This window comes from Serratia sp. CMO1 (assembly GCF_015689115.1).
GTDB lineage: Bacteria > Pseudomonadota > Gammaproteobacteria > Enterobacterales > Enterobacteriaceae > Serratia > Serratia marcescens.
The window spans coordinates 3,476,923-3,503,119 of the sequence record NZ_CP065032.1; the positions used below are offsets into that span (position 1 = coordinate 3,476,923).

General features: G+C 60.6%; 22 protein-coding genes, 6 tRNA genes and 1 other RNA gene. 18 read left to right on the forward strand and 11 right to left on the reverse strand.

Translation table 11 applies throughout. The features are described from left to right. Positions 1-32 precede the first annotated feature (32 nt). Together alaC and IT763_RS16620 are read right to left on the reverse strand one after the other, a co-directional pair. On the reverse strand, positions 33-1,262 hold the full coding sequence (gene alaC / locus IT763_RS16615) for an alanine transaminase (RefSeq protein WP_004936329.1): 1,230 nt from the start codon (positions 1,260-1,262) through the stop codon (positions 33-35). Between the two features lie 119 nt (positions 1,263-1,381). Continuing rightward, on the reverse strand, positions 1,382-1,921 hold the full coding sequence (locus IT763_RS16620) for a GNAT family N-acetyltransferase (RefSeq protein WP_206194856.1): 540 nt from the start codon (positions 1,919-1,921) through the stop codon (positions 1,382-1,384). A gap of 168 nt (positions 1,922-2,089) precedes the next feature. Between IT763_RS16620 and IT763_RS16625 the strand changes: the two genes are divergently transcribed. The 3 genes from IT763_RS16625 (at position 2,090) to IT763_RS16635 (ending at position 5,849) form a co-directional block, all read left to right on the forward strand. Continuing rightward, entirely contained in the window at positions 2,090-3,334 is a 1,245-nt protein-coding gene (locus IT763_RS16625; RefSeq protein ID WP_143778423.1) for a DUF1479 domain-containing protein, read from the forward strand. 92 nt (positions 3,335-3,426) lie between these two features. Then, entirely contained in the window at positions 3,427-5,118 is a 1,692-nt protein-coding gene (locus tag IT763_RS16630; protein ID WP_116403446.1) for a sensor histidine kinase, read from the forward strand. Then, positions 5,115-5,849 carry a LytTR family DNA-binding domain-containing protein gene (locus IT763_RS16635; protein WP_004936341.1) on the forward strand — a complete coding sequence of 245 codons (735 nt, stop codon included), beginning with the start codon at positions 5,115-5,117 and terminating at the stop codon, positions 5,847-5,849. Before IT763_RS16630 ends, IT763_RS16635 begins: the two co-directional genes overlap by 4 nt. Positions 5,850-5,853: 4 nt before the next feature. On the opposite strand, the gene IT763_RS16640 is transcribed toward IT763_RS16635, so the two are convergent. After that, positions 5,854-6,186, reverse strand: coding sequence for a DUF2502 domain-containing protein (locus tag IT763_RS16640; protein WP_016926814.1), 333 nt, complete (start codon positions 6,184-6,186; stop codon positions 5,854-5,856). A gap of 397 nt (positions 6,187-6,583) precedes the next feature. Here IT763_RS16640 and IT763_RS16645 point away from each other — a divergent pair, with 397 nt between their 5' ends. After that, positions 6,584-7,813, forward strand: a complete 1,230-nt coding sequence (locus IT763_RS16645; RefSeq protein WP_049300103.1) for an OFA family MFS transporter — start codon at positions 6,584-6,586, stop codon at positions 7,811-7,813. Positions 7,814-7,882: 69 nt separating this feature from the next. On the opposite strand, the gene glk is transcribed toward IT763_RS16645, so the two are convergent. Continuing rightward, positions 7,883-8,845, reverse strand: a complete 963-nt coding sequence (gene glk, locus IT763_RS16650) for a glucokinase (RefSeq protein ID WP_016926812.1) — start codon at positions 8,843-8,845, stop codon at positions 7,883-7,885. A gap of 310 nt (positions 8,846-9,155) precedes the next feature. Between glk and IT763_RS16655 the strand changes: the two genes are divergently transcribed. Next, on the forward strand, positions 9,156-10,403 hold the full coding sequence (locus IT763_RS16655) for an ion channel protein (RefSeq protein WP_206194857.1): 1,248 nt from the start codon (positions 9,156-9,158) through the stop codon (positions 10,401-10,403). Here IT763_RS16655 and IT763_RS16660 read toward each other — a convergent pair. Beyond that, positions 10,400-11,092, reverse strand: a complete 693-nt coding sequence (locus tag IT763_RS16660; RefSeq protein ID WP_016926810.1) for an aspartate/glutamate racemase family protein — start codon at positions 11,090-11,092, stop codon at positions 10,400-10,402. The two genes, IT763_RS16655 and IT763_RS16660, sit on opposite strands and share 4 nt — an antisense overlap. Positions 11,093-11,158: 66 nt before the next feature. After that, complete coding sequence (locus tag IT763_RS16665) at positions 11,159-11,611, reverse strand: multidrug/biocide efflux PACE transporter (RefSeq protein ID WP_049300106.1); 453 nt, start codon at positions 11,609-11,611, stop codon at positions 11,159-11,161. 98 nt (positions 11,612-11,709) lie between these two features. On the opposite strand from IT763_RS16665, the gene IT763_RS16670 reads away from it, so the two are divergent. Continuing rightward, positions 11,710-12,579, forward strand: a complete 870-nt coding sequence (locus tag IT763_RS16670) for a LysR family transcriptional regulator (protein ID WP_016926808.1) — start codon at positions 11,710-11,712, stop codon at positions 12,577-12,579. Here IT763_RS16670 and IT763_RS16675 read toward each other — a convergent pair. After that, the gene (locus IT763_RS16675; RefSeq protein ID WP_206194858.1) at positions 12,576-14,237 is read right to left on the reverse strand and encodes an alpha-keto acid decarboxylase family protein; all 1,662 of its coding nucleotides are present in this window, start codon (positions 14,235-14,237) and stop codon (positions 12,576-12,578) included. The two genes, IT763_RS16670 and IT763_RS16675, sit on opposite strands and share 4 nt — an antisense overlap. A gap of 188 nt (positions 14,238-14,425) precedes the next feature. On the opposite strand from IT763_RS16675, the gene mgrA reads away from it, so the two are divergent. Continuing rightward, a complete protein-coding gene (mgrA, locus tag IT763_RS16680; RefSeq protein ID WP_016926806.1) occupies positions 14,426-15,415 on the forward strand; it encodes an L-glyceraldehyde 3-phosphate reductase in 990 nt (329 codons plus the stop codon). 222 nt (positions 15,416-15,637) lie between these two features. Further along, positions 15,638-16,048 carry a DUF2502 domain-containing protein gene (locus tag IT763_RS16685; protein WP_004936369.1) on the forward strand — a complete coding sequence of 137 codons (411 nt, stop codon included), beginning with the start codon at positions 15,638-15,640 and terminating at the stop codon, positions 16,046-16,048. Between the two features lie 41 nt (positions 16,049-16,089). Here the strand turns inward: IT763_RS16685 and IT763_RS16690 are convergent, their stop codons facing one another. After that, positions 16,090-17,325, reverse strand: a complete 1,236-nt coding sequence (locus tag IT763_RS16690) for an Nramp family divalent metal transporter (RefSeq protein ID WP_004936371.1) — start codon at positions 17,323-17,325, stop codon at positions 16,090-16,092. Positions 17,326-17,702: 377 nt separating this feature from the next. Between IT763_RS16690 and IT763_RS16695 the strand changes: the two genes are divergently transcribed. Next, positions 17,703-18,890, forward strand: a complete 1,188-nt coding sequence (locus IT763_RS16695) for a NupC/NupG family nucleoside CNT transporter (RefSeq protein ID WP_004936373.1) — start codon at positions 17,703-17,705, stop codon at positions 18,888-18,890. A 118-nt stretch (positions 18,891-19,008) separates the two neighbouring features. Here IT763_RS16695 and IT763_RS16700 read toward each other — a convergent pair. Continuing rightward, positions 19,009-19,084, reverse strand: a tRNA-Ala gene (locus IT763_RS16700). Between the two features lie 60 nt (positions 19,085-19,144). Then, positions 19,145-19,220 (reverse strand) — tRNA-Ala (locus IT763_RS16705). Between the two features lie 308 nt (positions 19,221-19,528). Between IT763_RS16705 and IT763_RS16710 the strand changes: the two genes are divergently transcribed. After that, positions 19,529-20,314: a formate/nitrite transporter family protein gene (locus tag IT763_RS16710; RefSeq protein ID WP_016926804.1), complete on the forward strand. Its 786-nt coding sequence runs from the start codon at positions 19,529-19,531 to the stop codon at positions 20,312-20,314. Between the two features lie 68 nt (positions 20,315-20,382). Here the strand turns inward: IT763_RS16710 and gltX are convergent, their stop codons facing one another. Continuing rightward, a complete protein-coding gene (gene gltX, locus IT763_RS16715; RefSeq protein WP_016926803.1) occupies positions 20,383-21,798 on the reverse strand; it encodes a glutamate--tRNA ligase in 1,416 nt (471 codons plus the stop codon). 294 nt (positions 21,799-22,092) lie between these two features. Here gltX and IT763_RS16720 point away from each other — a divergent pair. The 8 genes from IT763_RS16720 to fepG all read left to right on the forward strand — a co-directional run bounded on the left by IT763_RS16720 (position 22,093) and on the right by fepG (position 26,192). Next, positions 22,093-22,168 (forward strand) — tRNA-Val (locus IT763_RS16720). A gap of 29 nt (positions 22,169-22,197) precedes the next feature. After that, a tRNA-Val gene (locus IT763_RS16725) sits at positions 22,198-22,273 on the forward strand. Between the two features lie 38 nt (positions 22,274-22,311). Next, a tRNA-Val gene (locus IT763_RS16730) sits at positions 22,312-22,387 on the forward strand. 7 nt (positions 22,388-22,394) lie between these two features. After that, a tRNA-Lys gene (locus IT763_RS16735) sits at positions 22,395-22,470 on the forward strand. Between the two features lie 75 nt (positions 22,471-22,545). Continuing rightward, positions 22,546-22,670: non-coding RNA, RtT sRNA (locus IT763_RS16740), on the forward strand. Positions 22,671-22,877: 207 nt separating this feature from the next. Beyond that, entirely contained in the window at positions 22,878-23,885 is a 1,008-nt protein-coding gene (gene fepB / locus IT763_RS16745; protein WP_033639716.1) for a Fe2+-enterobactin ABC transporter substrate-binding protein, read from the forward strand. Between the two features lie 214 nt (positions 23,886-24,099). Next, positions 24,100-25,155: a Fe(3+)-siderophore ABC transporter permease gene (gene fepD, locus IT763_RS16750; RefSeq protein ID WP_016926801.1), complete on the forward strand. Its 1,056-nt coding sequence runs from the start codon at positions 24,100-24,102 to the stop codon at positions 25,153-25,155. Then, positions 25,155-26,192, forward strand: coding sequence for an iron-enterobactin ABC transporter permease (fepG, locus tag IT763_RS16755; protein ID WP_016926800.1), 1,038 nt, complete (start codon positions 25,155-25,157; stop codon positions 26,190-26,192). The genes fepD and fepG overlap by 1 nt, the downstream gene beginning before the upstream one ends. The last annotated feature ends 5 nt before the right edge of the window (positions 26,193-26,197 follow it).

The following is a 26,197-nucleotide window of genomic DNA, read 5'->3' on the forward strand; positions in this document are numbered from 1 at the left end:
ATAAGGCCGGGCGAACGCCCGGCCTGACAGGATTATTTGGCGCTGCCGGCTTTGCCCGGCTTCAGCAGCCCGTCCGCGCGGAACATCGCCTTGATGCCGCGCACCGCCTGGCGGATACGATCCTGATTCTCGATCAGCGCGAAGCGCACGTGGGTATCGCCGTAGTCGCCAAAGCCAATGCCCGGCGAGACGCAGACCTTGGCTTCCGCCAGCAGGCGTTTGGCAAACTCCAGCGAACCGAGGTGGGCATAAGGCTCGGGAATTTTCGCCCACACGTACATCGACGCCTTCGGATTTTCCACCATCCAGCCAGCCTCGTGCAGCCCCTTCACCAACACGTTGCGGCGCTGCCGATACTGCTCGGCGATATCGCGCACGCACTGCTGATCGCCTTCCAGCGCGGCGATGGCCGCCACCTGCAGCGGCGTAAAGGTGCCGTAGTCGTGATAACTCTTGATGCGCGCCAGCGCACTGACCAGCTCAGGGTTGCCGACCATGAAACCGATGCGCCAGCCGGCCATGTTGTAGCTTTTCGACAGGGTGAAGAACTCCACCGCAATGTCTTTCGCCCCCGGCACCTGCATGATCGACGGCGCTTTCCAGCCGTCATAGACGATATCGGCATAGGCCAGATCGTGGATCACCAGCACGTTGTACTGTTTGGCCAGCGCCACCACCCGCTCGAAGAAATCCAGCTCCACGCACTGCGCGGTCGGGTTGGACGGGAAGCCGAGGATCATCATTTTCGGGCGCGGAATGGTTTCCCGAATGGCGCGCTCCAGTTCACTGAAGAAATCCACGCCGTCCACCAGCGGCACCGAACGCACCTGGGCGCCGGCGATCACCGCGCCGTAAATGTGGATCGGGTAGCTGGGATTCGGCACCAGCACGGTATCGCCGTGATCGAGGGTCGCCAGCATCAGATGCGCCAGCCCCTCTTTCGAACCGATGGTGACGATGGCTTCGCTTTCCGGATCGATATCCACCTGATAACGATCGGCATACCAGCGCGAAATGGCGCGGCGCAGGCGCGGAATGCCGCGCGAGGTGGAATAACCGTGGGTGTCGTCGCGCTGGGCGACGGCGCACAGTTTTTCCACGATGTGCGGCGGCGTCGGGCCGTCGGGGTTCCCCATGCTGAAATCGATAATATCCTCACCGCGACGGCGTGCGGCCATTTTCAGTTCGGCGGTGATGTTGAATACGTAAGGGGGAAGACGTTCAATGCGCGTAAAACGGCGCTGTGGACTGTTATCAGCCATAGGGGATTCCTCGATAAACGTTAGCGCCCGGACCGTCCGAGCGACGCTGGCCAGCGAACTGACCGAATATCGAACATAGCGCAGCGCCGGCGAGCTTGTCGATACCCGGCGCGATATTTTTATTTGCCGCCCTGAAACTCCGCCGCCAACAGCCCGAACAGACAGTCGTCGCGCCACTCTCCCGCCAGGCGGAAATTATCGCGCAGCGTGCCTTCCAGCTGAAAACCGCACGACTCCAGCAGGCCGCGCGAGGCGAGGTTGCCGGCGGTCACGGTAGCGGTCAGCTTGTGAAAACCGCAGGCGTTCACCGCAAAATCCAGCACCGCCCGCAGCGACTCCTTGCCATAGCCCTTGCCCTGGCCGGAGGGCAAACTGCCATATCCCACCTCCGCCTGCCGATACGGCAGCCACTGCGGGCGAAAGCCGGTAATGCCCACCGCCTCCCCGCTGTGCTTCTCACGCATCACCAGGCACAGCCACTGATCGCCGTGTTTGTCCCAGGCCGGCAGCCGCGCGTCGAAACGCTCGCGGATCGCCGCTTCGCTGAGCGGATCGGCGATATAGCGGATCACCTCAGGATCCTGGTAAAGGTGCAGAAACAGCGGCCAGTCCTCGGCGGTTATCGACTGTAAGTACAAGCGTTCAGTGACCAGCTTCATAAAATCTCCGAAAAACGAAAAAGAGGAACTTACGAATGAAAGATACCTCTTTATTTTCCCCGATTGGTTGCCGATAATCATTTACGTTAAAACCACAAAACCATAACGTCTTGCCCGATTCCCTACAACCGTCCGCCGCAGTGACTCACGCGGCACCAGGAGAACACCATGGCCTCTTTAGTCATCGATGATATTCCGCAGACGATCGTTAACGTCAAGCGCCAGCTGCGCCAGGCCTTGCCGAACTACCGCGAAGTTTTTCTGGCGCTGGAGGAGAACATCCGCGGCCAGGTCGACCAGATCCGCCGCGAGCTGGCCGCCGGCCATAATCCGGTGCCGCAGATCGACGCGGAAGATATCCTGCAGCAGCGCGTCAGCGATCAACAGATAGCGCTGATCAAACAGCGCGGCGCCTGCGCCATTCGCGGCGTGTTTCCCCGCGCCAAGGCCGAAGGCTGGAACCGGGAAATCGGCGACTATCTCGAGCGCAACAACTTCGTCGAGCGGTTGAAAAACGCTGCCGAAGACAACTATTTCGGCAAGCTGGCCGCCAGCAAACCACAGATTTATGGCATCTATTGGTCAAAGCCGCAGGTCGAAGCGCGGCAGGATGCGCGCATGCATGCGGTGCAGGTGTTCCTCAACAGCCTGTGGGCCACCGAAAGCAACGGCAAGCAGCATTTCGATCCGACCCGCGTCGCCACCTACGCCGATCGCACCCGCCGCCGCCCGCCGAACTCCTCGTCGCTGGGCCTGTCGCCGCACGTCGACAGCGGCACCATCGAGCGCTGGCTGGACGAGAATTTCCGCTATGTGTATCGCCACGTGTTCTCCGGCGACTGGCAGCAATACGATCCCTTTGCCGCCGACGGCCGCACCGAAGTGCGCGAAATTGCCTCCCCGGCGGTCTGCTCGATGTTCCGCACCTTCCAGGGCTGGACGGCGCTGACACCGCAGCGCACTAACGCCGGCACGCTGAACCTGGTGCCGATCGCCAACGCCATGGCCTATGTGTTGCTGCGCGCGCTGCAGGACGACGTCGCCGACGACGATCTGTGCGATGCGGCGCCGGGCCGCGCGCTGTCGATCTCGGAAAAATGGCATCCCCTTTTATTAAGTGGGATTTCCCCTATTCCCGATCTGGAGCCGGGCGACACGGTATTTTGGCATTGCGACGTGATCCACGCGGTGGAGAACGAGCATAACGGCGAGTTCGACAGCAACGTGATGTACATCGCCGCCGCGCCGGGCTGCGCAAAAAACGACGCCTACCTGCAGCGTCAGCTGCCGAGCTTTATCGACGGCAGAACACCGCCGGACTTCGCTCCCGACGACTTCGAAGTGGATTTTGACGGCCGCGCCACCGCCGATCTGCTGACGCCGCTGGGCAAAGCGCAGCTCGGCATGCGCTGACCGCCGGCCTGAGCCACGGGCCTTTCTCGCTGTGGTATACTGCCGCCATCCGTAGGCCGCAGCGAGAACCCGTCGTGCACCCTTTTTTTGAAATGCTGTTGGCGGTGTTTGATCGCGCCGCGCTGATGTTGATCTGTCTGTTTTTTCTGACCCGCACCCGGCTGTTCCGCCAACTGCTGCAAAAAGAAGACCATACGCCGCTCGAGCTCGGCATCGTCACGGCGATCTTCTCGCTGTTCGCGCTGTTCAGCACCTACTCCGGCATCAACGTTGAGGGCTCGCTGGTCAACGTGCGCGTCATCGCCATCATGGCCGGCGGCATCCTGTTCGGCCCCTGGGTGGGGATCGTCACCGGCATCATCGCCGGGGTGCACCGCTATCTGATCGACATCGGCGGCATCACCTCGGTGCCCTGCCTCATCACCAGCATCATCGCCGGCATCAGCGCCGGCTACATCAACCTCAAGGTGAGAAAAGAGCAGCGCTGGCGCGCCGGCATCGTCGGCGGCATGCTGTGCGAATCCCTCACCATGCTGCTGATCGTGCTGTGGGCCAAGCCGACCGAGCTTGGGCTCGACATCGTGTCGCAGATCGCCCTGCCGATGATCCTCGGCACGGTGTGCATCGGCCTGATCGTGCTGCTGGTGCAGAGCGTCGAAGATGAAAAAGAGGTGATCGCCGCACGCCAGGCCAAGCTGGCGCTGGATATCGCCCACAAGACGCTGCCCTATTTTCGCAACATCAACAGCGAATCGCTGGCCACCATTTGCGATATCATCCGCCAGGACATCCGCGCCGACGCGGTGGCGATCACTGATACCCATCAGGTGCTGGCTTACGTCGGCGTGGGGCGCGAAGCCTACCCGATCGGCCGCGAAGGGCTGAGCCGCGTTACCCGCGAAAGCATTCGCCACGGCAAAATCATCATCAAAAACAACCTGGAAAACCCGGCCGCGCCGCAGATCCATTCGCAGCTGGTGGTGCCGTTGTGGGAAAAGGGCGAAGTGACCGGCGCGCTGAAAATTTACTACTGCCACGCTCACCAGATCACCAACACGCTGAAAGTGATGGCGGTCGGGCTGTCGCAGATCATCTCCACGCAGATGGAAGTTTCGCGCATCGAGCATCTGCGCCAGATGGCGGATAAAGCCGAAATGCGCGCGCTGCAGAGCAAGATTAACCCGCACTTCCTGTTCAACGCGCTGAACGCCATCTCTTCCTCCATCCGCCTGAATCCGGACACCGCGCGCCAGCTGATCATCAATCTGTCGCGCTACCTGCGCTACAACCTGGAGCTGAACGACGAACTGATCGATATCCGCAAGGAACTGCATCAGATCCAGGATTATATCGCCATCGAACAGGCGCGCTTCGGCGCCAAGCTGACGGTGATTTACGACATCGACGACGACGTCTCGGTGCGCATTCCGAGCCTGCTGATCCAGCCGCTGGTGGAGAACGCCATCGTGCACGGCATCCAGCCCTGCAAGGGCAAAGGGGTAGTCGTGATCGCGGTGAAAGATCTGGGCGACCGGGTGAAAATATCGGTGAAGGATACCGGCCACGGCATCAATCAGGAAACCATCGATCGGGTGGCGCGCAACGAGATGCCGGGCCACAATATCGGCCTGCTCAACGTACACCACCGCGTGTCGCTGCTGTACGGTGAAGGGCTGCATATCCGCCGCCTGGAGCCGGGCACCGAAATCGCGTTCTACATCAGCAAAAACGGCGGCAAGCTGCATCAGGAATCGAGCGCGCCGCCGATCGGGGAGGCCTCATGAAAGCCATCATCGTGGAAGACGAATTCCTCGCGCAGGAAGAACTCAGCTACCTGATCAAGAAACACAGCAATATCGATATCGTCGCCACCTTCGAGGATGGCCTCGACGTCCTCAAATACCTGCAGACCCACCAGGTCGACGCCATTTTCCTCGACATCAACATCCCGTCGCTGGACGGCGTGTTGCTGGCGCAAAACATCAGCAAATTCGCGCATCGCCCGTCTATCGTGTTCATCACCGCCTATAAAGAGCACGCGGTGGAAGCGTTCGAGATCGAAGCGTTCGACTATATCCTCAAGCCCTATCACGAGGCGCGCATCGTCACCATGCTGCAAAAGCTGGAGGCGCTGCATCATCGCCCCGCCGGCGCGGCGGAACCGACCAGCGCGCCGAGCCGCGGCAGCCACAGCATCAACCTGATCAAAGACGAGCGGATCATCGTTACCGACATCAACGACATCTATTACGCCGCCGCCGATGAAAAGGTGACGCGGGTCTACACTCGCCGGGAAGAGTTCGTGATGCCGATGAACCTCACCGAGTTTTACGGCCGGCTGCCGGAAGAACATTTCTTCCGCTGCCACCGCTCTTACTGCGTTAACCTGGCCAAGATCCGCGAGATCGTGCCCTGGTTCAACAATACCTACATTCTGCGGCTGAGCGATCTTGAGTTTGAAGTGCCGGTCAGCCGCAGCAAGGTGAAAGAGTTTCGCAAGCTGATGCGCCTGTAAGCGCTTACCAGCGCGGGCCCGGACGGTAGTAATAGCCGGGCGGCGGCGGTGGCGGCATGCGGTAATGCGGCCGATCTCGCCAGTCGCGCCGCGGCGGCCCGTAGTAAATCACCCGTGGCGGCGGGCCGTAATAGTACCCGCGCGGGCGTTCATACCGGTGATGATCGGCCCACCAACGCGGATCGCGCCAGCGATAGCCGTCCCAGTAGTGGCCGCGATGATCGCGATCGCCGATATGCAACGACAGGCCCGGCACGTTCACGCCGATGGACACGTCGGCCTGGCTCGCCAGCGGCAGCGCCAGCAGCGCGGCCAGTAACAACAGCGTTTTTTTCATTTCATGGACTCCTGCAGAGCGGACCTCGTCCGATCGCAGATAACATAGTCCCGCGCTCGCCGCCGCTCTATAGGCGCAATGCCGATTTACGCCTTGCAGACGCATCCTTCACAATTTCACCACAATCGTTCACCGGTGATTAACAATAAATCGTTGATATCTTTGATGTAGATCACGTGTCACCCCCGGCATTTCACGCGCTTTTCGGCGCAAAAACGGCAACTCACGCCGTATAAAATGCATTTCATTCCTTCCATCGTGCAACTCATTCCCTATCCGCCGCCCGCCGGGGGCGCCGGCCATATAATAAGCCCATACCGCGGGAACACAGATTCACCCCGCAAATTTCAGCCAACGGCTCACGCCCGGCAACGCACACACAGGAAGGAGACCGGCCATGAACACCAAACCGGCAAATCGCAGCTTAATCGTTCTCGGCACCATCATCTGTCAGATGGGTCTGGGCACCATCTACACCTGGAGCCTGTTCAACCAGCCGCTGGTCGACAAGTTCCACTGGGGGCTGGCGGACGTCGCCACCACCTTCTCCATCACCAGCTTCTTCCTGGCCTTCGCCACGCTGTTCGCCGGCAAGCTGCAAGAACGCTTCGGCATCCGCAATCTGACGCTGTGTTCCGGCATTCTGGTCGGCCTGGGTCTCATCGCCAGCGCCCACGTCAGCTCGCTCGACATGATTTACCTGCTGGCTGGCGTGGTGGTGGGCTTTGCGGTCGGTATCGCCTACATCTCCACCCTGTCCAACCTGATTAAGTGGTTCCCCGCCAACAAAGGCCTGATTTCCGGCATCTCCGTCGGCGCCTTCGGCAGCGGCAGCCTGCTGTTCAAATACGTCAACGCCGCCCTGATCGCTGACGTCGGCGTTTCCGGCGCCTTCTTCTACTGGGGTGCCATCGTGATGGGCCTGATCGTCGTCGGTTCCCTGTTGCTGAAAGAGCCGGTGCTGGCGACCAACGCCGCACAGCAAGGCGCCAATGGTCTGGGCAACGACTTCAGCGTGCGCCAGATGCTGGCCACCAAAGAAGCCTACCTGCTGTTCACCATCTTCTTTGCCGCCTGCATGAGCGGTCTGTATCTGATTGGCATCGTGAAAGACATGGGCGTTCAACTGGCCGGGATGGACTTGGCCACCGCCGCCAACACCGTGTCCGCCGTCGCCATCTTCAACACCGCCGGCCGCATCATCCTGGGGACGCTGTCCGATAAAGTGGGCCGTATGCGCGTCATCAGCTTCACCATGCTGGTTACCGTGCTGGCGATTGTCGCCCTGAGCTTCATGACCCTGAACCACACGCTGTTCTTCATCTGCGTCGGCGCGGTGGCCTTCTGCTTCGGCGGCAACATCACCGTGTTCCCGGCGATTGTCGGCGACTTCTTCGGCCTGAAAAACCACAGCAAAAACTACGGCATCATCTACCAGGGCTTCGGCCTGGGCGCGCTGGCCGGTTCGTTCGTCGCCAAATACTTCGGCGGCTTCCACGCCACCTTCATGGTGATTGGCATCCTGTCCGCCGCTTCTTTGCTGATTACGCTGTTCATCAAAGCGCCGAAGGCGGTGGAAATGGAAAGCGAAGAAACCGCACAGGCGGCGGAGCTGGCCAAAGCCTGATACCCCGCGAAAACGACAAGGGGCGCAACCTGCGGGTTGCGCCCCTTTTTTATTGCCCTGCCGCGCGGCTTACAGCCGCATGCCCAGCGTCTGGCGCAGATGCGCGCCGGCCCCCAACAGGCCCGGTTGACCATGGGTTATCATGAACACCGGAATGTCGCGCACATAGTCGCGGAAACGCCCTTTGTCTTCGAAGGCGGCGCGGAAGCCCGAGGCCTTGAAGAATTCCATAAAGCGCGGCACGATGCCGCCGGCGATGTACACGCCGCCAAAGGTGCCCAGATTCAGCGCCAGGTTGCCGCCGAAGCGCCCCATGATCACGCAAAACAGCGACAGCGCACGGCGGCAGTCGATGCAGCTGTCGGCCAGCGCCCGCTCGGTAATGTCCTTCGGCGCCAGTTTCTCCGGCAGGCGGTTGTCCGCCTTGACGATGGCGCGATACAGGTTGACCAGGCCCGGCCCGGACAGCACGCGCTCGGCGGAAACGTGCCCCACTTCACCGCGCAGCACCTCCAGAATAATGTCTTCTTCTTCGCTGTTCGGCGCGAAATCGACATGGCCGCCCTCGCCCGGCAGGCTGACCCAGCGGCGATCGACCTGCACCAGGTGGGCAACACCCAGCCCGGTGCCGGCGCCGTACACCGCGATCGGTTTGCCCGGCTGCGCATCGCCGCCGCCAAACTGCAGCACGTCGTCCGGCGAGAGCATCGGGATCGCCATCGAGACGGCGGTGAAATCGTTGATCACTTCCAGATGACTCAACCCCAGGTTGGCCTTCATTTCTTTGATCGAGAACGCCCAGCTATGGTTGGTCATCGCGACCCAGTCTTCCGTCACCGGGCAGGCGATCGCGATGCAGGCATCCTGCACCTCGATATCGCACGCTTTCAGATAGTGGCGGATCACCGCCTCCAGGCTGTCGAACTCCAGGCCGGAATAGGTTTTCGCCTGGGTAATCTCACCCGTCGCAACAGTGCACAACGCCAGGCGGGCATTGGTGCCGCCAACATCACCCACGAGGGCATAGGTCATTGATTTCGTCTCCGCAAAATGAAAAATAACACGCTGCCCACACTGTAAAATCCTGCTGCGAAAACAACAATCACCCGCCTCGGATCTGCACCTCAATAGCGATCCGGATCACAAAAAACGTTTCAGCTTGCCCGCTATGCCGCGATTTGAAACAAATTGCGGCAAAAAATGCCCCCCGGCGACTGTTAACCGCCATCGCCGCCGGGCAATATCAATGCGTGCCTGCGCGCCGATAGTCTGGCAAGCTGTGGCCACTGCCCAACCACCCGCTCTCCCTGCCCCGCAGGGAGGCATCGACAAGGGATTATTCATGCTGCATCCGCGCGCCAATGCCATGTTGGCCTTTGCTTTGCCTGCGCTGATTATCGGTTCCGCTTCCAGTCTGGTGCTGCTGTTGGTGATGAAAATTGCCGCCGCATTGCAGCAATTACTGTGGGTGACGCTGCCCGATGCGCTGAGCCTGGACGCCCAGTCGCCCTGGTGGCCGGTTGCGATGCTGACGCTGACCGGCGTGGCGGTCGGCCTGATCGTGCGTTATATGCCGGGTCACGCCGGGCCGGATCCGGCGACGGAATCGCTGATCGGCATGCCGCTGCCGCTCTCCGCCCTGCCGGGGTTGGGGTTGGCGCTGATCGTCGGCCTGGCCGGCGGCGTCAGTCTGGGGCCGGAGAACCCGATCACCGCCATCAACATCGCACTGGCGGCGGCGGCCGGCGCGCGCCTGCTGCCGAAAGTGCCGCGCATGGACTGGATCATCCTGGCCGCGGCAGGCACCATCGGCGCAATGTTCGGCACACCGGTCGCCGCCGCGCTGATCTTTTCGCAAACCCTGGCCGGCAATAACGAAACGCCGCTGTGGGATCGGCTGTTCGCCCCGCTGGTGGCCGCCGCCGCCGGCGCGGTCACCACCCAGATGTTCTTCGTGCCCAATTTCGCCCTGCAGCTCGACGCCTACGACGTGACGCGGCTGCCGGACATCTTCAGCGGCGCCATCGTGGCGCTGATCGCCATCGCGCTCGGCATGGTGGCGCTGTGGTGTTTCCCGCACGTTCACCGCCTGTTCCATTCAATGAAGAATCCGGTGTTGATGTTAGGGCTGGGCGGCTTTGTGCTGGGGCTGCTGGCGCTGTTGGGCGGAGAGATTACCCTGTTCAAGGGGCTGGATGAGATGAAACGCCTGGCGGTGGACGACAGCTATTCGGTGCCGGCGCTTTTGACCATTACCCTGACCAAGCTGGCGGCGCTGGTGATCGCCGCCGCCTGCGGTTTTCGCGGCGGGCGCATCTTCCCGGCGGTGTTCGTCGGCACGGCGCTGGGCCTGATGCTGCATCAGCACGTTCCGGCGGTGCCGGCGGCGATCACCGTCTCCTGCGCCATCATGGGGCTGGTGCTGGTGGTAACGCGCGACGGCTGGCTCAGCCTGTTTATGGCGGTGGCGGTAGTGCCGGATCTGCACCTGCTGCCGGTCTTGTGCATCGTGATGCTGCCCGCCTGGCTGGCGCTGGCGGGCAAACCGCTGATGCTGGTAAACCGCCGGCAACCGCCGCACGACGATTAGGCCAGCGCGAACGCCGCGGCGGCGCGGGCGTGGATCGCGGTGGTGTCGAACACCGGCACCGACGCATCCCGCTCGCTCACCAGCAAGCCTATTTCGGTGCAGCCGAAAATAATCCCCTGCGCCCCCTGCTGTTCCAGATCGCTGATGATCCGGCGATACTCGTCGCGCGAGGCGTCGCGAATTTTGCCGAGGCAGAGTTCGTCATAGATGATGCGGTGCACGATGTCACGATCGGCGCTGACCGGCGTCACCACGTCGATGCCGTGCAATTCCTGCAGGCGGCCGCGGTAGAAGGTCTGCTCCATGGTAAAACGCGTGCCCAGCAGCCCGACGCGGCGAATGTTTTTCTCCCGCACCTGCAGCGCCGTGGCGTCGGCGATGTGAATCAGCGGCAGGCCGCTGGCCTGCTCGACCGCCTCCGCCACCTTGTGCATGGTGTTGGTGCAGATCACGATGGCTTCGGCGCCGGCGGCGCGCAACGCCACCGCGGCCTCGGCCAACAGCCGGCCGGCGCCGTCCCAATCGCCCTGGTGCTGCAAGCGCTCAATCTCCTGGAAATCGACGCTGTAGAGCACGATTTTGGCCGAATGCAGCCCGCCGAGGCGCGCCTTTACCTGCTCGTTGATGGTGCGGTAATACGGAATGGTGGATTCCCAGCTCATGCCGCCCAGCAGACCCAACACTTTCATCCTTCGTTCCTCAGCATTTCCGACGATCCTCTGACCTTACCTGAGAATCGTCAGTCTGACGACGCCTTATTTGGCGCCGGAATTGATCGGCTGGCGCGCCTCGAACCAGCGCTGGCGCAGCGTGTCGTACAGCCAGTTATAGGCCATGGTGTACGGCAGGAAGAACAGGAAGAAACCGATTTCCAGCATAAACGCCTGCGCCCAGGAGATACTCAGCATCCAGGCGGCGATCGGCACGCCGATCAGGATAAAACCGGCTTCAAAGCCGACGGCGTGCAGCGCACGCACCTTCAGGTTACGCACCACCCGGCTGGCCGGCCACAGGCGGTCGAACACCGTGTTGTAAACCATGTTCCACAGCATAGCGACGGTGGACAGCATCACCGCCAACGCACCGACCTGCACCATTGAGCGGTTCAGCAGCCACGCGCCCAGCGGGGCGCAAACCATCACGGCGATGGCCTCGAAACCGACGGCGTGGACGATACGTTCAATGAGAGACTTGTTTTGCAGTTGCATACATCACCTTTTTTCAACAGTTGTTGCGAAAGCCAGGTGATTATCATCGCTTTTTTGGGTAGATTAAAAATAGGTTCCATCGATAAAGTAGATATATCATGCACTATTCCCCGGAAGCGTTGCAGGCGTTCGTGGAAGCCGCCGCCCTCGGCTCATTTTCCGCCGCCGCGCGCAAGCTGCGCAAAAGCCAATCCACCGTCAGCACCGCCATCGCCAATCTGGAAGCCGACCTGGCATTGACGCTGTTCGATCGCAGCGCGCGCCAGCCGGTGCTCACCGCCGCCGGCCGCAAAGTGCTGGGGCACGTACAGGCGATCCTCGCGGCCAGCGAACGGCTCGACGCCCTGAGCATTCAGCTGGCGGGCGAGGTTGAACCGCGCCTGAGCATGGTGTTTTCCGATACCTACCAGCCCAAGCATCACGATCGGTTGATGCAGCTGTTCGAACAGCGCTACCCGGAAATTGAGCTGGAATGGATGATCGCCGAGGAAGGCGACGTCATCGATCTGCTGCAAAGCGGCCGCGCGCATTTGGGCATGGTGGAAGTGCAAAAAAGTTATCCGCCGGATATCGCCTTCTCCCGGCTGCCTGAGCAGACCGAAATGGGGCTGTTCGTCGCCCATCAGCATCCGCTGGCCCAGGTCGCCGCGCCGACGCCGGAGCAGTTGTCCAGCACCCGCCAGCTGATCCTGAATACCTACACCGGCGCCGAGGCGGCCAGACAGGGTGGACTGGTCTGGTCGGCGCCCAGCTATCTGCTGTTGCTGGAGATGGCGGAACAAGGATTCGGTTGGGCGGTGTTGCCGCACTGGCTGGTGCAGCAATACGGCCACGGCAGACTCACCCAGCTGCGCCCGCGCGGCTGGCCAAAACTGATTTCGGTGGATGCGGTATGGTCCAAACTGACCCCGCCGGGCCCGGCGGGGTTCTGGATGCTGGAGCGCCTGCTGGGCGACACCCTGCCCTAAGCGGCGGCGTTGCGCGCCTGAATAGCGCGAGAGACGGTATCGAGGAGTTCCGGAATGTCCATCTTCGGCAGCATCACTTCGATGAAGGCCAGCCGCTCGTCGTCCGCTACCTCGCGCAGCGCCTGACGCAATCCGTCCGGATCGCTGACCCGCAACGCCTTCACCGGCCGCTCACCGGCCAGCGCCGTCGGCAACTGCGTCCAGTTCCAGCGCGCGATGTCGTTATAACTTTGCTCCGGCCCGTGGATCGCGCGCTCAACGGTATACCCCTGATTGTTCAACACGAAGATCACCGGTTTAAGCCCGTCGCGCAGCATCGATCCCAGTTCCTGCACGGTTAACTGCGCGGCGCCGTCACCGATCAGCAATACTGCCCGGCGCTGCGGTTCGGCGGTCTGCACGCCGAACGTCGCCGGCAGGGTATAGCCGATCGATCCCCAGAGCGACTGCACGATCAGGCGGCAGCCACGCGGCAACCTCAGCGCCGCCGCGCCGAAACAGGCGGTGCCCTGATCGGCCAGCACGATATCCCCCGGCCGCAGGAAATCCTGTATCTGCCGCCAGAAGGCGTGCTGATCCAGCCGTTCCCCATCGCCTTCCGGCAGCGCCGGGCGGACGATCGGCGGCAACGGCCAACGCGACGCCAGCGACAGGCTCAGGCGGTGCAATGCCTGCACCGCCTCGCGCATCGGAATGCGGCTAAAGCGCCGCCGCCCGACCCAGGCTTCGAACGGTTGAATATCGATGCATTTTTCCACCGGCAGATGATGCGTGAAACCGGCGGTAATGGTGTCGGTCAAGCGTACGCCGACGTTGATCACCACATCGGCGTTTTCGATCAATTGTTTCACCGCCGGATCGCTGGCGCCGCCGCAGTAGGTACCAACGAAACCGGCGCGGTTCTCGTCCAGCACACCCTTGCCGAGCAGCAGCGTCGCGTGCGGCATATCGACCTCCTGCAGCCACTCGTCCAACGCCGCTTCAGCGCCGAAGCGATCGGCGAGGAAGTCCGCCAGCAGCGACACCCGCCGCGCCGACAGCAGCTTTTCGCGCGCTGCGGCGATAAACGCCTGCAATGCGCTCTGCGACAGTTTGGCCTGACGCAGCATCAGCGGCGCCGGATTATTCGGCAGCGGCGCCTGCGCGACGTCGCTGGGCAACATCAGGTAAACCGGGCGATGCTCCAGCAAGGCGGCGCCGATCAGGCGGTCTATCTCCAGCGCGGCGTTGTCGGCGGTCAGGTCGGCCTGCGCGACGGTCACCTCTTTGGCGATCCGGGCGAAATGAGTGAAGTCGCCATCCCCCAGCGAATGATGCAGCAAATCACCGGCGCGCTGGGCGCGCTGCGCCGGTGTGCCGACCACGTGGATCACCGGCAGGTATTCGGCGTAGCTGCCGGCCACGCCGTTCAGCGCGCTCAGCTCGCCGACGCCAAAGGTGGTGAGCAGCGCGGCCGCCGGTTTGCAGCGCGCATAGCCATCGGCTGCGTAGGCGGCGTTCAGTTCGTTGGCGCAGCCTACCCAGGTGATTTGCGGATGAGCGAGGACGTGATCGAGAAATTGCAGGTTGTAATCCCCCGGCACGCCGAAGAAATGACGGATGCCGATTTGGGCCAGACGATCGAGCAGATAATCGGCCACCGTATAGGTCTGAGTCATGATCATCACCTGTCTGCAACTGGAGCGATTATCTTAAGTATCGAAGATGCCGTTCGAATTTCGAACAATCATCCCGGCATCGAACGGCAACCTGGCGTTACATGCCGGCGCCGTGATCCCTCCCGCGGCAGCGCGAGGTGAAAACGTATACACTCAAAGCACTTCACCTCTCGCCGACAAGGATAACTATGTCTTACCCAGCCTCCCCCTCGCGTTATCAAGATATGGAATACCGGCGCTGCGGCCGCAGCGGGCTGAAGCTGCCCGCCGTCTCACTCGGGCTGTGGCACAACTTCGGCGACGCCACGCTGTACGACAACGCCCGCGGCCTGATCCGCTGCGCCTTCGATCGCGGCATTACCCATTTCGATCTGGCCAATAACTACGGCCCGCCGCCCGGCGCCGCCGAGGAGAACTTTGGCCGCATTCTCAACGCCGATCTACGGGCCTGGCGCGATGAGCTGATCGTCTCATCCAAAGCCGGTTACACCATGTGGCCCGGCCCCTACGGCGATTGGGGCTCGAAAAAGTACCTGGTCGCCAGCCTCGATCAGAGCCTGAAGCGCATGGGGTTGGAGTATGTGGATATCTTTTATCATCATCGGCCGGATCCGGACACGCCGCTGGAAGAAACCATGGCGGCGCTGGATCTGCTGGTGCGCCAGGGCAAAGCGCTGTATGTCGGTTTGTCCAACTACCCAGCCGAGCGCGCGCGACAGGCGTTCGACATTCTGCAGCGGCTCGGCACGCCGTGCGTGATCCACCAGCCAAAGTATTCGATGTTGGAACGCGGGCCGGAGACGGCGTTGCTGGATACGCTGGAGGAACATGGCGTCGGATCTATCGCCTTCTCGCCGCTGGCGGGCGGACTGCTGACCGATCGCTACCTGCACGGCATACCGCAAGATTCTCGCGCCGCCAGCGGCAGCCGCTTCCTGCAGCCGGAGCAGCTGACCGCCGAGCGACTGGACAAGGTGCGCCGCCTCGATGCGCTGGCGCGGCAACGCGGGCAGAAGCTGTCGCAGATGGCGCTGGCCTGGGTGCTGCGCGGCGATCGCGTTACCTCAGTGCTGATCGGCGCCAGCAAGAATGCGCAGATAGAAGACGCGGTGGGCATGCTGGCCAATCGTCACTTTAGTGAAGAAGAGCTCGCGCAGATCGAGACAATCTTATTGTAATCGTTTACAAATTCCGCCGTTCAATCGAGCGGCGCTACCCCAGAAAAATCTCAAATCTTAACCTCCTGTATCATTTTCAGAGTGGCTCTCAGATTCAACCCTATGCGCCGGCGCTATGATGCCGATATTGCAGCAAAAATAACGATAAGGCCGCTTTTAAACTGATGAACGCGCTTCATAAAGTGACAAACGGCCAGGCCGCGCAAGCGGGAAGGAGAAGCCATGTTTAAACCTCTGCTCTTGGCCGCCATTTTGGCGGCGACGGTACTGCCCGCCGCACAGCAGGCGCATGCCGAAGGGATCAGCATCGATCTGATGCCGGGCGTTTCATTGCGCATCGGCGATCAGGATAACCGCGGCCGCTATTGGGATGGTTACGATTGGCGGGATCGCGACTGGTGGCAAGGCCATCAGGGGCGTTATCTCGGCGACCGCAGCCGTCGCGGTTACTACTGGGACGGCTATCGCTGGCGCGATGGCGACTACTGGCGTAAACACTATTACTACCATGAAGGACGCTATCGTAAATACGACAAACACTACGATAAGCACCACTGGAAGAAAGAGAAAAAGCACCACCACGATCATGACCGCGATCGCTGGCGCCGCCACGGCGATGACGACCGCGATTAACGACGACGGGCCGGCGCAACGCCGGCCCGCACTGTTTTTGCTTACAGCACGCTGCCGATCAGCAGGTAGCCGTTCAATCCCACCACCACCAGCACGATCAGCTTGCCCAGGTTTTGCACCAGCGGGCCGTTGACCATTTCCCCCATCAGCGCCCGATTGCCGGTGAAAGCCAGCAGCGGCACCAACGCCAGCGCAATGCCGAAGCTGAGCAGCACCTGACTCAGCACCAGAATGCGCGTCGCATCCATCCCCAACATGATGACGATAAACGACGGCAGCATGGTCACCGCGCGCCGCAGCCACAGCGGAATATGGAAACGCACGAACCCCTGCATCACCACCTGCCCCGCCAACGTGCCGACCACGGTAGAAGAGAGGCCGGCCGCCACCAGGCTCAGGCCGAACACGGTGGCGGCGGCGTGCCCGAGCAGCGGTTGCAGCGTCAGGTAAGCCACGTCGAGATCGGCGATGCCGCTGTGGCCGCTGAAATGAAACGCGGCGGCGGCGGTGGCCATCATCGCCAGATTGACGAAACCGGCGATGGTCATGGCCACGGCGACGTCGACTTTGGTAGCGGCATAGCGTTCCGCCTTGTCGTGCTCGCCGCCGATTTGGGTGAGCGACGAATGCAGATAGATCACGTGCGGCATGATGGTGGCGCCCAATACCCCGGCAGCCAGGAATACCGCATCGCCGTTAGGCAAATCGGGCAGCGCCATGCCCTTCAGCAACGGCGCCAACTGCGGCTGGGAGAACGCCAGCTCGACGATATAGGCGGCGGCGACGAACAACAACAGGCCGCCGATCACCAGCTCCAGCGGCTTTTGCCCGCGTTTTTGCAGCATCAGAATTAAAAAGGTGGCGATGCCGGTCAGCACTGCGCCCTGCAACAGAGAGACGCCGAGCAGCAGCTTGAAGCCGATCGCCGCGCCGATAAACTCGGCCAGATCGGTCGCCATGGCGATGATCTCCGCCTGTACCCAATAGGCCCACACCGCCGGCCGCGGAAAGCGATCGCGAATATGCTCGGCCAGATTTTTCCCGGTGGCGATGCCCAGCTTGGCAGACAACAGCTGGATCAGCATCGCCATCACGTTGGCCCAAACCACCACCCACAGCAGGCTGTAGCCGAATGAGGCGCCGGCCTGGATGTTGGTGGCGAAGTTGCCGGGATCGATATAGCCGATAGCGGCGATGAAGGCGGGCCCCATGAGCGAGAGTTTGATTTTTCTGGCGGAGCGACCGGAGGTGGTTTCAACCACGCGACTGTTCAGCATATGTTGAACCCTTACTGAAATTACGTTTATCTCCACTCTATATAAATGATAATAATTATCAAGCGCATTTAGAGCGGTAAAACTTATCTCTGTAATAGCCAACATTAACGGTTTTATCGAAGGGTTCAGCGCGGAGCTTGCCGATTTCCGTGCTTTTGGGATGGGATTTTGGCTGCAATACCCCTGAAAGACAGGTTAGCACAAGAATACGAATTTCCTATTGCTGCTTTAACATCTTGATTTTTTATGCTTTTGCGCAACACTTTAGGAGAACTCCCACTATGATTTTCCATATTTGCAATAGAAGTCTCGTTTTTAAACGTAGCGTTACATAAAATGACAGCCGAAATTCAGCCTGCCTCAAATTTGGAGCAAACATGTCCCATATTGCGCACTTTGCGTTGGCGATAGTGGTGGTGGCGATCCTGGCCCTGTTGGTGTGCCGCGATCGTAAAAGCATCCGCATTCGCTATGTTATTCAACTACTGGTTATCGAAGTACTGCTGGCCTACTTTTTCCTGCATTCGGAAGCGGGTTTGGGCTTCGTAAAAGGATTCGCCGCGCTGTTTGACAAACTGCTCGGGTTTGCGGGACAAGGGACTGATTTCGTGTTCGGCGGCATGGGCGACAAAGGCCTGGCGTTCTTCTTCCTGAAGGTGCTGTGCCCGATCGTCTTCATTTCGGCGCTGATCGGTATTCTGCAGTACATCAAGGTGCTGCCGTTCATCATCCGCATTATCGGCACCGTGCTGTCGAAAGTGAACGGCATGGGCAAGCTGGAGTCGTTTAACGCCGTCAGCTCGCTGATCCTGGGGCAATCCGAAAACTTCATCGCCTACAAGGATATCCTGGGCAAGATGTCGGAAAAGCGCATGTACACCATGGCGGCGACCGCGATGTCTACGGTTTCCATGTCCATCGTCGGCGCCTATATGACCATGCTGGACGCCAAATTCGTGGTGGCGGCGCTGGTATTGAACATGTTCAGCACCTTTATCGTGCTGTCGCTGGTCAACCCGTACGACACCAATAAAGAAGAAGAGCTGCACCTCGGCAACCTGCACGAAGGCCAGAGCTTCTTTGAAATGCTGGGTGAATACATCCTGGCGGGCTTCAAAGTAGCGATTATCGTCGCCGCGATGCTGATTGGCTTCATCGCCCTGATCGCCGCGCTCAACGGTGTGTTCAGCGCCATTTTCGGCCTGAGCTTCCAGGAAATCCTCGGTTACTTCTTCTATCCGTTCGCCTGGATCATGGGCATTCCTAAGCACGAAGCCCTGCAGGTTGGCAGCATCATGGCCACCAAGCTGGTTTCCAACGAATTCGTGGCCATGATGGAACTGCAGAAAGTCTCTGCCGAGCTGTCGCCGCGCAGCCTGGGGATCCTGTCGGTGTTCCTGGTGTCCTTCGCCAACTTCTCTTCCATCGGCATCGTGGCCGGTGCGATTAAGGGCCTGAACGAACACCAGGGCAACGTGGTGTCACGCTTTGGCCTGAAGCTGGTGTACGGCTCTACGCTGGTCAGCATCCTGTCCGCTTCCATCGCGGGTCTGGTGCTGGGCTAAGCCTCGAACCGACTGCGATAACAAGGCGCCTGCGGGCGCCTTTTTTATTGGCCGGCATTCGGCGAAGGTTAAATGACACAAAGCAAAAAGCCGACCCTAAGGTCGGCTTTTTAAATGGTGGTGGAGCTAGACGGGATCGAACCGTCGACCTCTTGCATGCCATGCAAGCGCTCTCCCAGCTGAGCTATAGCCCCACAAAAGTGGTACGCGTTGACCGGCGTTACGGTATTCCCCAACCTCTCTCAGAAGAAGGTTGGTGGAGCTAGACGGGATCGAACCGTCGACCTCTTGCATGCCATGCAAGCGCTCTCCCAGCTGAGCTATAGCCCCGTTCCACAATCACTTTGTGCTGTGAACGGGGCGCATAATATGAAACCCGCTCAAAGCTGTCAACGGCTAAATTGAATTACTGAATCAAGCGTTGAAAAAGCCGCCAAATCAGCATCTTTGGCGCCAAAAAATCATCACTTTGCGCAGAGTTCATCCATTTTGCGCGCTACATCTCAAAATGGCGAAAGACCCTGCATATCACGTTGATTTTTAATTAACGGAATGTTAGCGAAATGCGCTTGAGTCGGACTCCCGAGCGGCATAGACTGCCCGCGCCATAAACTTCATTACTATAAACCGAGTCCGTCATGTCTTTGCATTCACCAAAAGAAATCGCCGCCCTCGCCGTTCAGGCCGGGGTAAACAAAAGCCGCGCCCCGCTCGCTAATCTGCTGATTCTGGGCTTTCTCGCCGGCGCCTTTATCGCCACCGGCTTCCTGCTGGATATTCACGTCATCGGCACCCTGCCGGCCGAATGGGGCTCTTTCGGCGCGCTGTTGGGCGCAGCGGTCTTTCCTATCGGCCTGATCCTGACCATTCTGGCCGGCGGCGAACTGTTGACCGGCAACATGATGACCTTGCCGATGGCCTGGTTTGCCCGTGAAATTCCCGCTATCGCCGTGCTGCGCAACTGGTTTTGGGTCACCCTGGCCAACCTGGCCGGCAGCGTGGCCGTCGCCTACTTTTTCGGCCACCTGCTGGGCCTGACCGAAGGCGCGTTTTTGCATAAGACGCTGGCGATCGCGCAGGCCAAAGTGGATGCGGACTTCCTGCACGCCTTCATCTCCGGCGTCGGCTGCAACTGGCTGGTGTGCCTGGCGGTGTGGTTAGCCTTCGCCAGCAAGGATGTGCCGGGCAAAGTGATCGGCATGTGGTTCCCGGTCATGGCTTTTGTCGCCATCGGCTTCCAGCACGTGGTGGCGAACATGTTCATCATCCCGGCGGCCATCTTTGCCGGCGGCATGGGCTGGGAGCAGTACCTGCCTAATTTCGTCGCGGTATTTCTCGGCAATGCGCTGGGCGGCGCCGGCTTTGTCGGGCTGATGTATTTCCTCGCCTACCGCCCGGGTTTACCGGCCGGCGAGCAAGCCTGACAGCAAGCAATAAAAAAAGCCCCGGGATTGCTCCACGGGGCTTTTTCATTTATGGCGTATCAACCTAATCAGGCTTGCGCTTCGCGCTCGGCGATGTAAGCCAGCGCCATGTCGATGCGCTGCAGCGAACGCTTCTGGCCGATCGCATGCACGGTCACGTCCATGCCCGGCGACTGGCCGGCGCCGGTCACCGCGACGCGCAGCGGCATGCCGACTTTACCCATGCCGACACCCAGCTCATCCGCCGTGCCCTGAATGGCGTCATGCACATTTTCCGGCGTCCAGACGGTGATGGCGGCCAGCTTGGCGCGCACCGCTTCCAGCGGCTGACGCGCCACCGGGCGCAGGTGCTTCTTGGCGGCGTCGGCGTCAAACTCGCTGAAATCTGCGTAGAAGTAACGGCAAGACTCCGCCATCTCTTTCAGCGTTTTGCAACGCTCGCCCAGCAGCTTGACGATGTCTTTCAGTTCCGGGCCGTTGCGGGTTTCAATGCCCAGTTGCTCAACGTGCCATGCCAGATGCACCGCCACTTCTTCCGCCGGCATATGGTTGATGTAATGGTGGTTCAGCCACTGCAGCTTCTCCGTGTTGAACGCGCTGGCGGATTTGTTGATCGCTTCCAGCGTGAAGAACTCTTTCATCTCATCGATGGAGAAGATCTCCTGATCGCCGTGGGACCAGCCCAGACGCACCAGGTAGTTCAGCAGCGCCTGCGGCAGATAGCCGTCGTCGCGATACTGCATGACGCCCACCGCGCCGTGGCGCTTGGACAGTTTTTTACCGTCGTCGCCGAGGATCATCGACACGTGCGCGTATTCCGGCACCGGCGCGCCCAGCGCTTTGAGAATGTTGATCTGGCGCGGGGTGTTGTTGATGTGGTCTTCACCGCGGATCACATGGGTGATTTCCATGTCCCAGTCATCGACGACGACGCAGAAGTTATAGGTTGGCGAACCGTCGGTGCGGCGGATGATCAGATCGTCCAGCTCCTGGTTGCTGAATTCGATCGGGCCGCGAATTTTGTCGTCGAAGATCACCGACCCTTCCTGCGGGTTACGGAAGCGCACCACGTGCGGCTCGTCGTCGGTGTGGCTGCACTGGCTGTCGCGGCAGTGGCCGTCGTAACGCGGCTTCTCGCCGTTTTCCATCTGCTTCTCGCGCAGCGCTTCCAGACGTTCCTTGGAGCAATAGCATTTATACGCCGTGCCCTGCTCCAGCATCTCGTCGATGACCGCGTTGTAGCGATCGAAACGCTTGGTCTGGAAATACGGGCCTTCATCCCAATCCAGGTTCAACCAGTTCATGCCATCCATAATTGCGTCGATCGCGTCCTGGGTAGAACGTTCCAGATCGGTATCTTCGATACGCAGAACGAACTCACCGCCCGCATGGCGGCTGAACAACCAGGAATAAAGTGCGGTACGCGCGCCGCCGACGTGAAGATAGCCGGTCGGGCTCGGTGCAAAACGGGTTTTGATTTTCATTGGGTTCACTGCCTTATTACGCAACGCGTGTCGGCGGTTGCCGACGATTGCTCGGAATTGAAAAAAGAGTGGACGACATTGTATCACCACGCGCTAATTCCTCAACGCCGACACGATATTGCGCCAGTCGATTTAGCGCGTTTTGCGGCGAGTTTCGCATAGCATCGCGCAAAGAATCGGCGCTGCTGGCGATAATTATCGCGCCCTGCCTAAATTTGCGGCGAACGATTGAAATCATTTTAAAAAGCGTTGACTCACTTTGAACTATCCCTATAATGCGACTCCAACAAGACGGGGCGATTAGCTCAGTTGGTAGAGCATCTCCTTTACACGGAGGGGGTCGGCGGTTCGAGCCCGTCATCGCCCACCATCTTGTTGAGAAAAAATGAGAACGAATGAGGGTGATTAGCTCAGTTGGTAGAGCATCTCCTTTACACGGAGGGGGTCGGCGGTTCGAGCCCGTCATCACCCACCATCATTCTCTCGTTTAGCAGTGCCTGGAAGTCCTGAAGTGGGTGATTAGCTCAGTTGGTAGAGCATCTCCTTTACACGGAGGGGGTCGGCGGTTCGAGCCCGTCATCACCCACCACTTCTGCGGGTCGTTAGCTCAGTTGGTAGAGCAGTTGACTTTTAATCAATTGGTCGCAGGTTCGAATCCTGCACGACCCACCAATTCAGAAAAAAGCGCCTTTGGGCGCTTTTTTCGTTTCTGCGCCATCTGAATCTGCTTCTATCTTCTTACTGACATGGCCCACTGAGTCGTGCGGGTGAGATCCTGCGTTCAGGTTCGAGCATCGCGCAGCGATACGACAACGCGCAGCGTTGCCCGCAGGGTGAGGCCACATGCCGAATCAATCCTGCACGACCCACCCATTCAGAAAAAAGCGCCTTTTGGCGCTTTTTTCGTTTCTGCCTCACTCACTGCCCCTATCTCCTTATTCTTTCTGTATTCACTACGCGCTGAGATACGAATGGTTATCATTTTGGCGGCTTGAATGGTAAATTAGCGGGCATCCACCACGCAGCCAATCCGCCGCCGGATTGATACGCCTTAGTTCAAGGAAAGAAAGAGCCCGCTCATGACCCTATCCTTACGCCAGCTGTTCATTGCATTTATCGCCACTTCCAGCCTGCTGCTCAGTGGCTGCGGCCCGGACGACAAGAGCGACGGGCAGAAACCGTCCGCTCCCGCAACCGACAGCAGTTGGCCGCGCACCATCGACAGCGTCAAAGGGAAATTCACGCTGGAAAAACCGCCGCAGCGCATCGTGTCCACCAGCGTCACCATCACCGGCACGCTGCTGGCTATCGACGCCCCGGTGGTCGCCAGCGCCGCCACCAGCCCAAATCCCCTGGTGGCCGATAAACAAGGTTTCTTTACCCAATGGAGCGAGGTGGCCAAGCAGCGCCACGTCGAGCGGCTGTACCAGGTGGAGCCCAATGCCGAAGCCGTCGCCGCCGCCGCGCCAGATTTGATCGTCGTCGCCGCGACCGGCGGGGATTCGGCGTTGAAACTGTATGACCAGCTGTCCGCCATTGCGCCGACGCTGGTGCTCGATTATGGCGACAAAAGCTGGCAGCAGCTGGCCAGCGAGCTCGGCGAGATCACCGGTCATGAAGCCGGCGCCAAACAGGCGGAAGATCGTTTCGAACAGCGCGTGGAGCAAGTGAAGCAGGCGATCGCGCTGCCGCCGCAGCCCACCACTCCGCTGGTGTATGCCGACAACGGCCGCGAGGCCATGCTGTGGACGCCGGGTTCTGCCCAGGGCAAACTGCTGACCCAGCTCGGTTTCCAACTGGCCACCCCGCCGGAAAGCGCCAAAGGCAACACCAGCATGGGGAAACGCCATGACATCATCCAGATCTCCGGCGAAAAAATGGCCGAAGGCCTGAATGGCAAAACCCTGATCCTGTTCGCCACCAATGAGCGCAAAGTGCAAGAGGTGCTGACCAACCCGTTCCTCAAACATCTGGAGCCGGTGGAACAGCGGCACGTCTACGCCGTCGGCAACGACACCTTCCGCCTCGATTACTACAGCGCCACCAACATGCTGAACCAAATCGAACGGTTGTTCAAAAAGCCCTGAATCACGCCGTCGGCAGGCCAGCCCCCTGCCGACGCTTTCCGCAAGCGGGGCAAACATTCACATTCAATCAATTGAAATATCAATAGTTATTAACATCATCATTGCACCTGCGCCGCCAACCGGCGGGTGCATGCGGGCGTAAACTCGTGCTACTATAAGCGCCCGCATGAACGCAAATAACAATGAGAATAAAAATCATACAGGAGTTACCGGTGTGAACGTACCCACTCCGACTGAGCGGACGCTTTCGTCCGCACCGCACGCAGCTTACGCCAGTGGCTTCAAACGCATCGCCGGGTTCGGTATCGGTTTGGCGCTGTTGCTGCTGTGCATCATGGCCAGCCTGATGCTGGGTTCCAAAGCCATCCCCTTCCATACCGTCTGGCTCAGCCTGCAGGGCGCCGCGAGCGGTTCCGACAGCACCATCATTCTCAATGCCCGGGTACCCCGTACGCTGGCGGGCATCCTGGCCGGCATGGCGCTCGGCGCCGCCGGCGCGCTGATTCAGGCGCTGACGCGCAACCCGCTGGCCGATCCCGGCGTGCTCGGCATCAACGCCGGCGCCAGCTTCGCCGTAGTCATCGGCATCATGTTTTTCGGCGCCGCCACCACCGAAAGCTATATGGCCTACGCCTTTGTCGGCGCGGCCCTCACCACCCTGCTGGTCTACCTGATCGGCACGCTGGCGGGCGGGCGCATCAACCCGGTGCGGCTGACGCTGGCTGGCGTGGCGATCGGCGCGGTGCTGCTCGGCATCACCACCGGGCTGTCGCTGATCGATCCGCAAACCTTTGACCAACTGCGCTTCTGGCAGGCCGGCACGCTGGATATCCGCACGCTGTCCACGCTGCCGGTCACCGCCCCCGCCATTTTGCTCGGCTGCCTGCTGACGCTGCTCATCGCCCGGCCGCTGAATACCATCGGCATGGGGGAGGATTTGGCTATCGCGCTCGGCGCGCGCGTGGTGCTGACTCAGATCGTCGCGGTGATCGCCATCACGCTGCTGTGCGGCGCGGCAACCGCCACCGTCGGTCCGATCAGTTTCATCGGCCTGATGGTGCCGCATATCGCCCGTTGGTGGGTCGGCCCCGACCAACGCTGGATCCTGCCCTATTCCATGCTGCTGGCGCCGATTTTACTGCTGTGCGCCGACGTGGTCGGCCGCTTGCTGGCGGCCGGTGAACTGCGGGTTTCCATCGTCGCCGCCTTTATCGGCGCGCCGGTACTGATCTGGCTGGTGCGCCGCAAGAAAACGCTGGGGGGCTTGTGATGAGTCTGCCGCACACGCTGCATATCGGCCGTCCGGACGGCGTCATCAACTGGCGCGTGCCGCTGCGCCTGCTGTTGGTCAACCTTTCGCTGCTGGCGTTATGCCTGGCGATGGCGGTTGCCGCTCTGTGCTACGGCACGCTGCAGCTCTCGCTGGAGCAAGTCTTTGCCGCGCTCAGCGGCGAGGCGCCGAAAAATCTGGTGACCGTGGTCACCCAATGGCGCTTGCCCCGCATCGCCATGGCGCTGTTGTTAGGCGCCGCGCTCGGCATGAGCGGCGCCATTTTCCAGTCGATTATCCGCAACCCGCTCGGCAGCCCGGACGTGATCGGCTTTAACATGGGGGCCTACACCGGCGCGCTGATCGCCATCACCCTGTTCAACGGCGGCTACTATTACATCGCCGGCGGCGCGCTGGCCGGCGGCATTCTCTCGGCGCTGGCCATCTATCTGCTGGCCTGGCGACAAGGCATCGCCGGTTTCCGGTTGATCATCGTCGGCATCGCCATCAGCGCAGTGCTGGTTTCCACCAACACCTGGCTGATCATCACCGCTTCGCTTGAGCGCGCCATGGACGCCGCCATGTGGCAGGCCGGTTCGCTCAACGGCATGACCTGGCAAAAAGCCCAGCCCGCCACGGCGTTCATCGTGCTGGCGGCCGCGGCCGCGCTGCTGATGGGCAAACGGCTGCAGCTGCTGGAAATGGGCGACGACACGGCGCGCGCGCTGGGCGTCAACGCCGAAGGCAGCCGGCTGTGGCTGATGCTGTTTGGCGTTACCCTCACTGCCGCCGTCACCGCCACCGCCGGGCCGATTTCCTTTATCGCGCTGGCGGCGCCGCAGATCGCCCGTCGCCTGGCCGGACAATCCTCGGTCACCCTGACCTCCTCGGCGCTGATGGGCGCGGCGTTGCTGCTCGGCGCCGACGTGGTGTCCCAACATCTTTTCGCGCCGATCCAACTGCCGGTCGGGGTCGTGACCGTCTGCATCGGCGGCCTGTACCTGATTTGGCTGCTCATCCGAGAGGCCCGCAGATAATGAAG

What these genes read in the sequence shown, in the direction of transcription:
- alaC (WP_004936329.1), bottom strand. Translation starts at nt 1,262, where the DNA reads ATGGCTGATAACAGTCCACAGCGCCGTTTTACGCGCATTGAACGTCTT.
- IT763_RS16620 (WP_206194856.1), bottom strand. Translation starts at nt 1,921, where the DNA reads ATGAAGCTGGTCACTGAACGCTTGTACTTACAGTCGATAACCGCCGAG.
- IT763_RS16625 (WP_143778423.1), top strand. Translation starts at nt 2,090, where the DNA reads ATGGCCTCTTTAGTCATCGATGATATTCCGCAGACGATCGTTAACGTC.
- IT763_RS16630 (WP_116403446.1), top strand. Translation starts at nt 3,427, where the DNA reads ATGCTGTTGGCGGTGTTTGATCGCGCCGCGCTGATGTTGATCTGTCTG.
- IT763_RS16635 (WP_004936341.1), top strand. Translation starts at nt 5,115, where the DNA reads ATGAAAGCCATCATCGTGGAAGACGAATTCCTCGCGCAGGAAGAACTC.
- IT763_RS16640 (WP_016926814.1), bottom strand. Translation starts at nt 6,186, where the DNA reads ATGAAAAAAACGCTGTTGTTACTGGCCGCGCTGCTGGCGCTGCCGCTG.
- IT763_RS16645 (WP_049300103.1), top strand. Translation starts at nt 6,584, where the DNA reads ATGAACACCAAACCGGCAAATCGCAGCTTAATCGTTCTCGGCACCATC.
- glk (WP_016926812.1), bottom strand. Translation starts at nt 8,845, where the DNA reads ATGACCTATGCCCTCGTGGGTGATGTTGGCGGCACCAATGCCCGCCTG.
- IT763_RS16655 (WP_206194857.1), top strand. Translation starts at nt 9,156, where the DNA reads ATGCTGCATCCGCGCGCCAATGCCATGTTGGCCTTTGCTTTGCCTGCG.
- IT763_RS16660 (WP_016926810.1), bottom strand. Translation starts at nt 11,092, where the DNA reads ATGAAAGTGTTGGGTCTGCTGGGCGGCATGAGCTGGGAATCCACCATT.
- IT763_RS16665 (WP_049300106.1), bottom strand. Translation starts at nt 11,611, where the DNA reads ATGCAACTGCAAAACAAGTCTCTCATTGAACGTATCGTCCACGCCGTC.
- IT763_RS16670 (WP_016926808.1), top strand. Translation starts at nt 11,710, where the DNA reads ATGCACTATTCCCCGGAAGCGTTGCAGGCGTTCGTGGAAGCCGCCGCC.
- IT763_RS16675 (WP_206194858.1), bottom strand. Translation starts at nt 14,237, where the DNA reads ATGACTCAGACCTATACGGTGGCCGATTATCTGCTCGATCGTCTGGCC.
- mgrA (WP_016926806.1), top strand. Translation starts at nt 14,426, where the DNA reads ATGTCTTACCCAGCCTCCCCCTCGCGTTATCAAGATATGGAATACCGG.
- IT763_RS16685 (WP_004936369.1), top strand. Translation starts at nt 15,638, where the DNA reads ATGTTTAAACCTCTGCTCTTGGCCGCCATTTTGGCGGCGACGGTACTG.
- IT763_RS16690 (WP_004936371.1), bottom strand. Translation starts at nt 17,325, where the DNA reads ATGCTGAACAGTCGCGTGGTTGAAACCACCTCCGGTCGCTCCGCCAGA.
- IT763_RS16695 (WP_004936373.1), top strand. Translation starts at nt 17,703, where the DNA reads ATGTCCCATATTGCGCACTTTGCGTTGGCGATAGTGGTGGTGGCGATC.
- IT763_RS16710 (WP_016926804.1), top strand. Translation starts at nt 19,529, where the DNA reads ATGTCTTTGCATTCACCAAAAGAAATCGCCGCCCTCGCCGTTCAGGCC.
- gltX (WP_016926803.1), bottom strand. Translation starts at nt 21,798, where the DNA reads ATGAAAATCAAAACCCGTTTTGCACCGAGCCCGACCGGCTATCTTCAC.
- fepB (WP_033639716.1), top strand. Translation starts at nt 22,878, where the DNA reads ATGACCCTATCCTTACGCCAGCTGTTCATTGCATTTATCGCCACTTCC.
- fepG (WP_016926800.1), top strand. Translation starts at nt 25,155, where the DNA reads ATGAGTCTGCCGCACACGCTGCATATCGGCCGTCCGGACGGCGTCATC.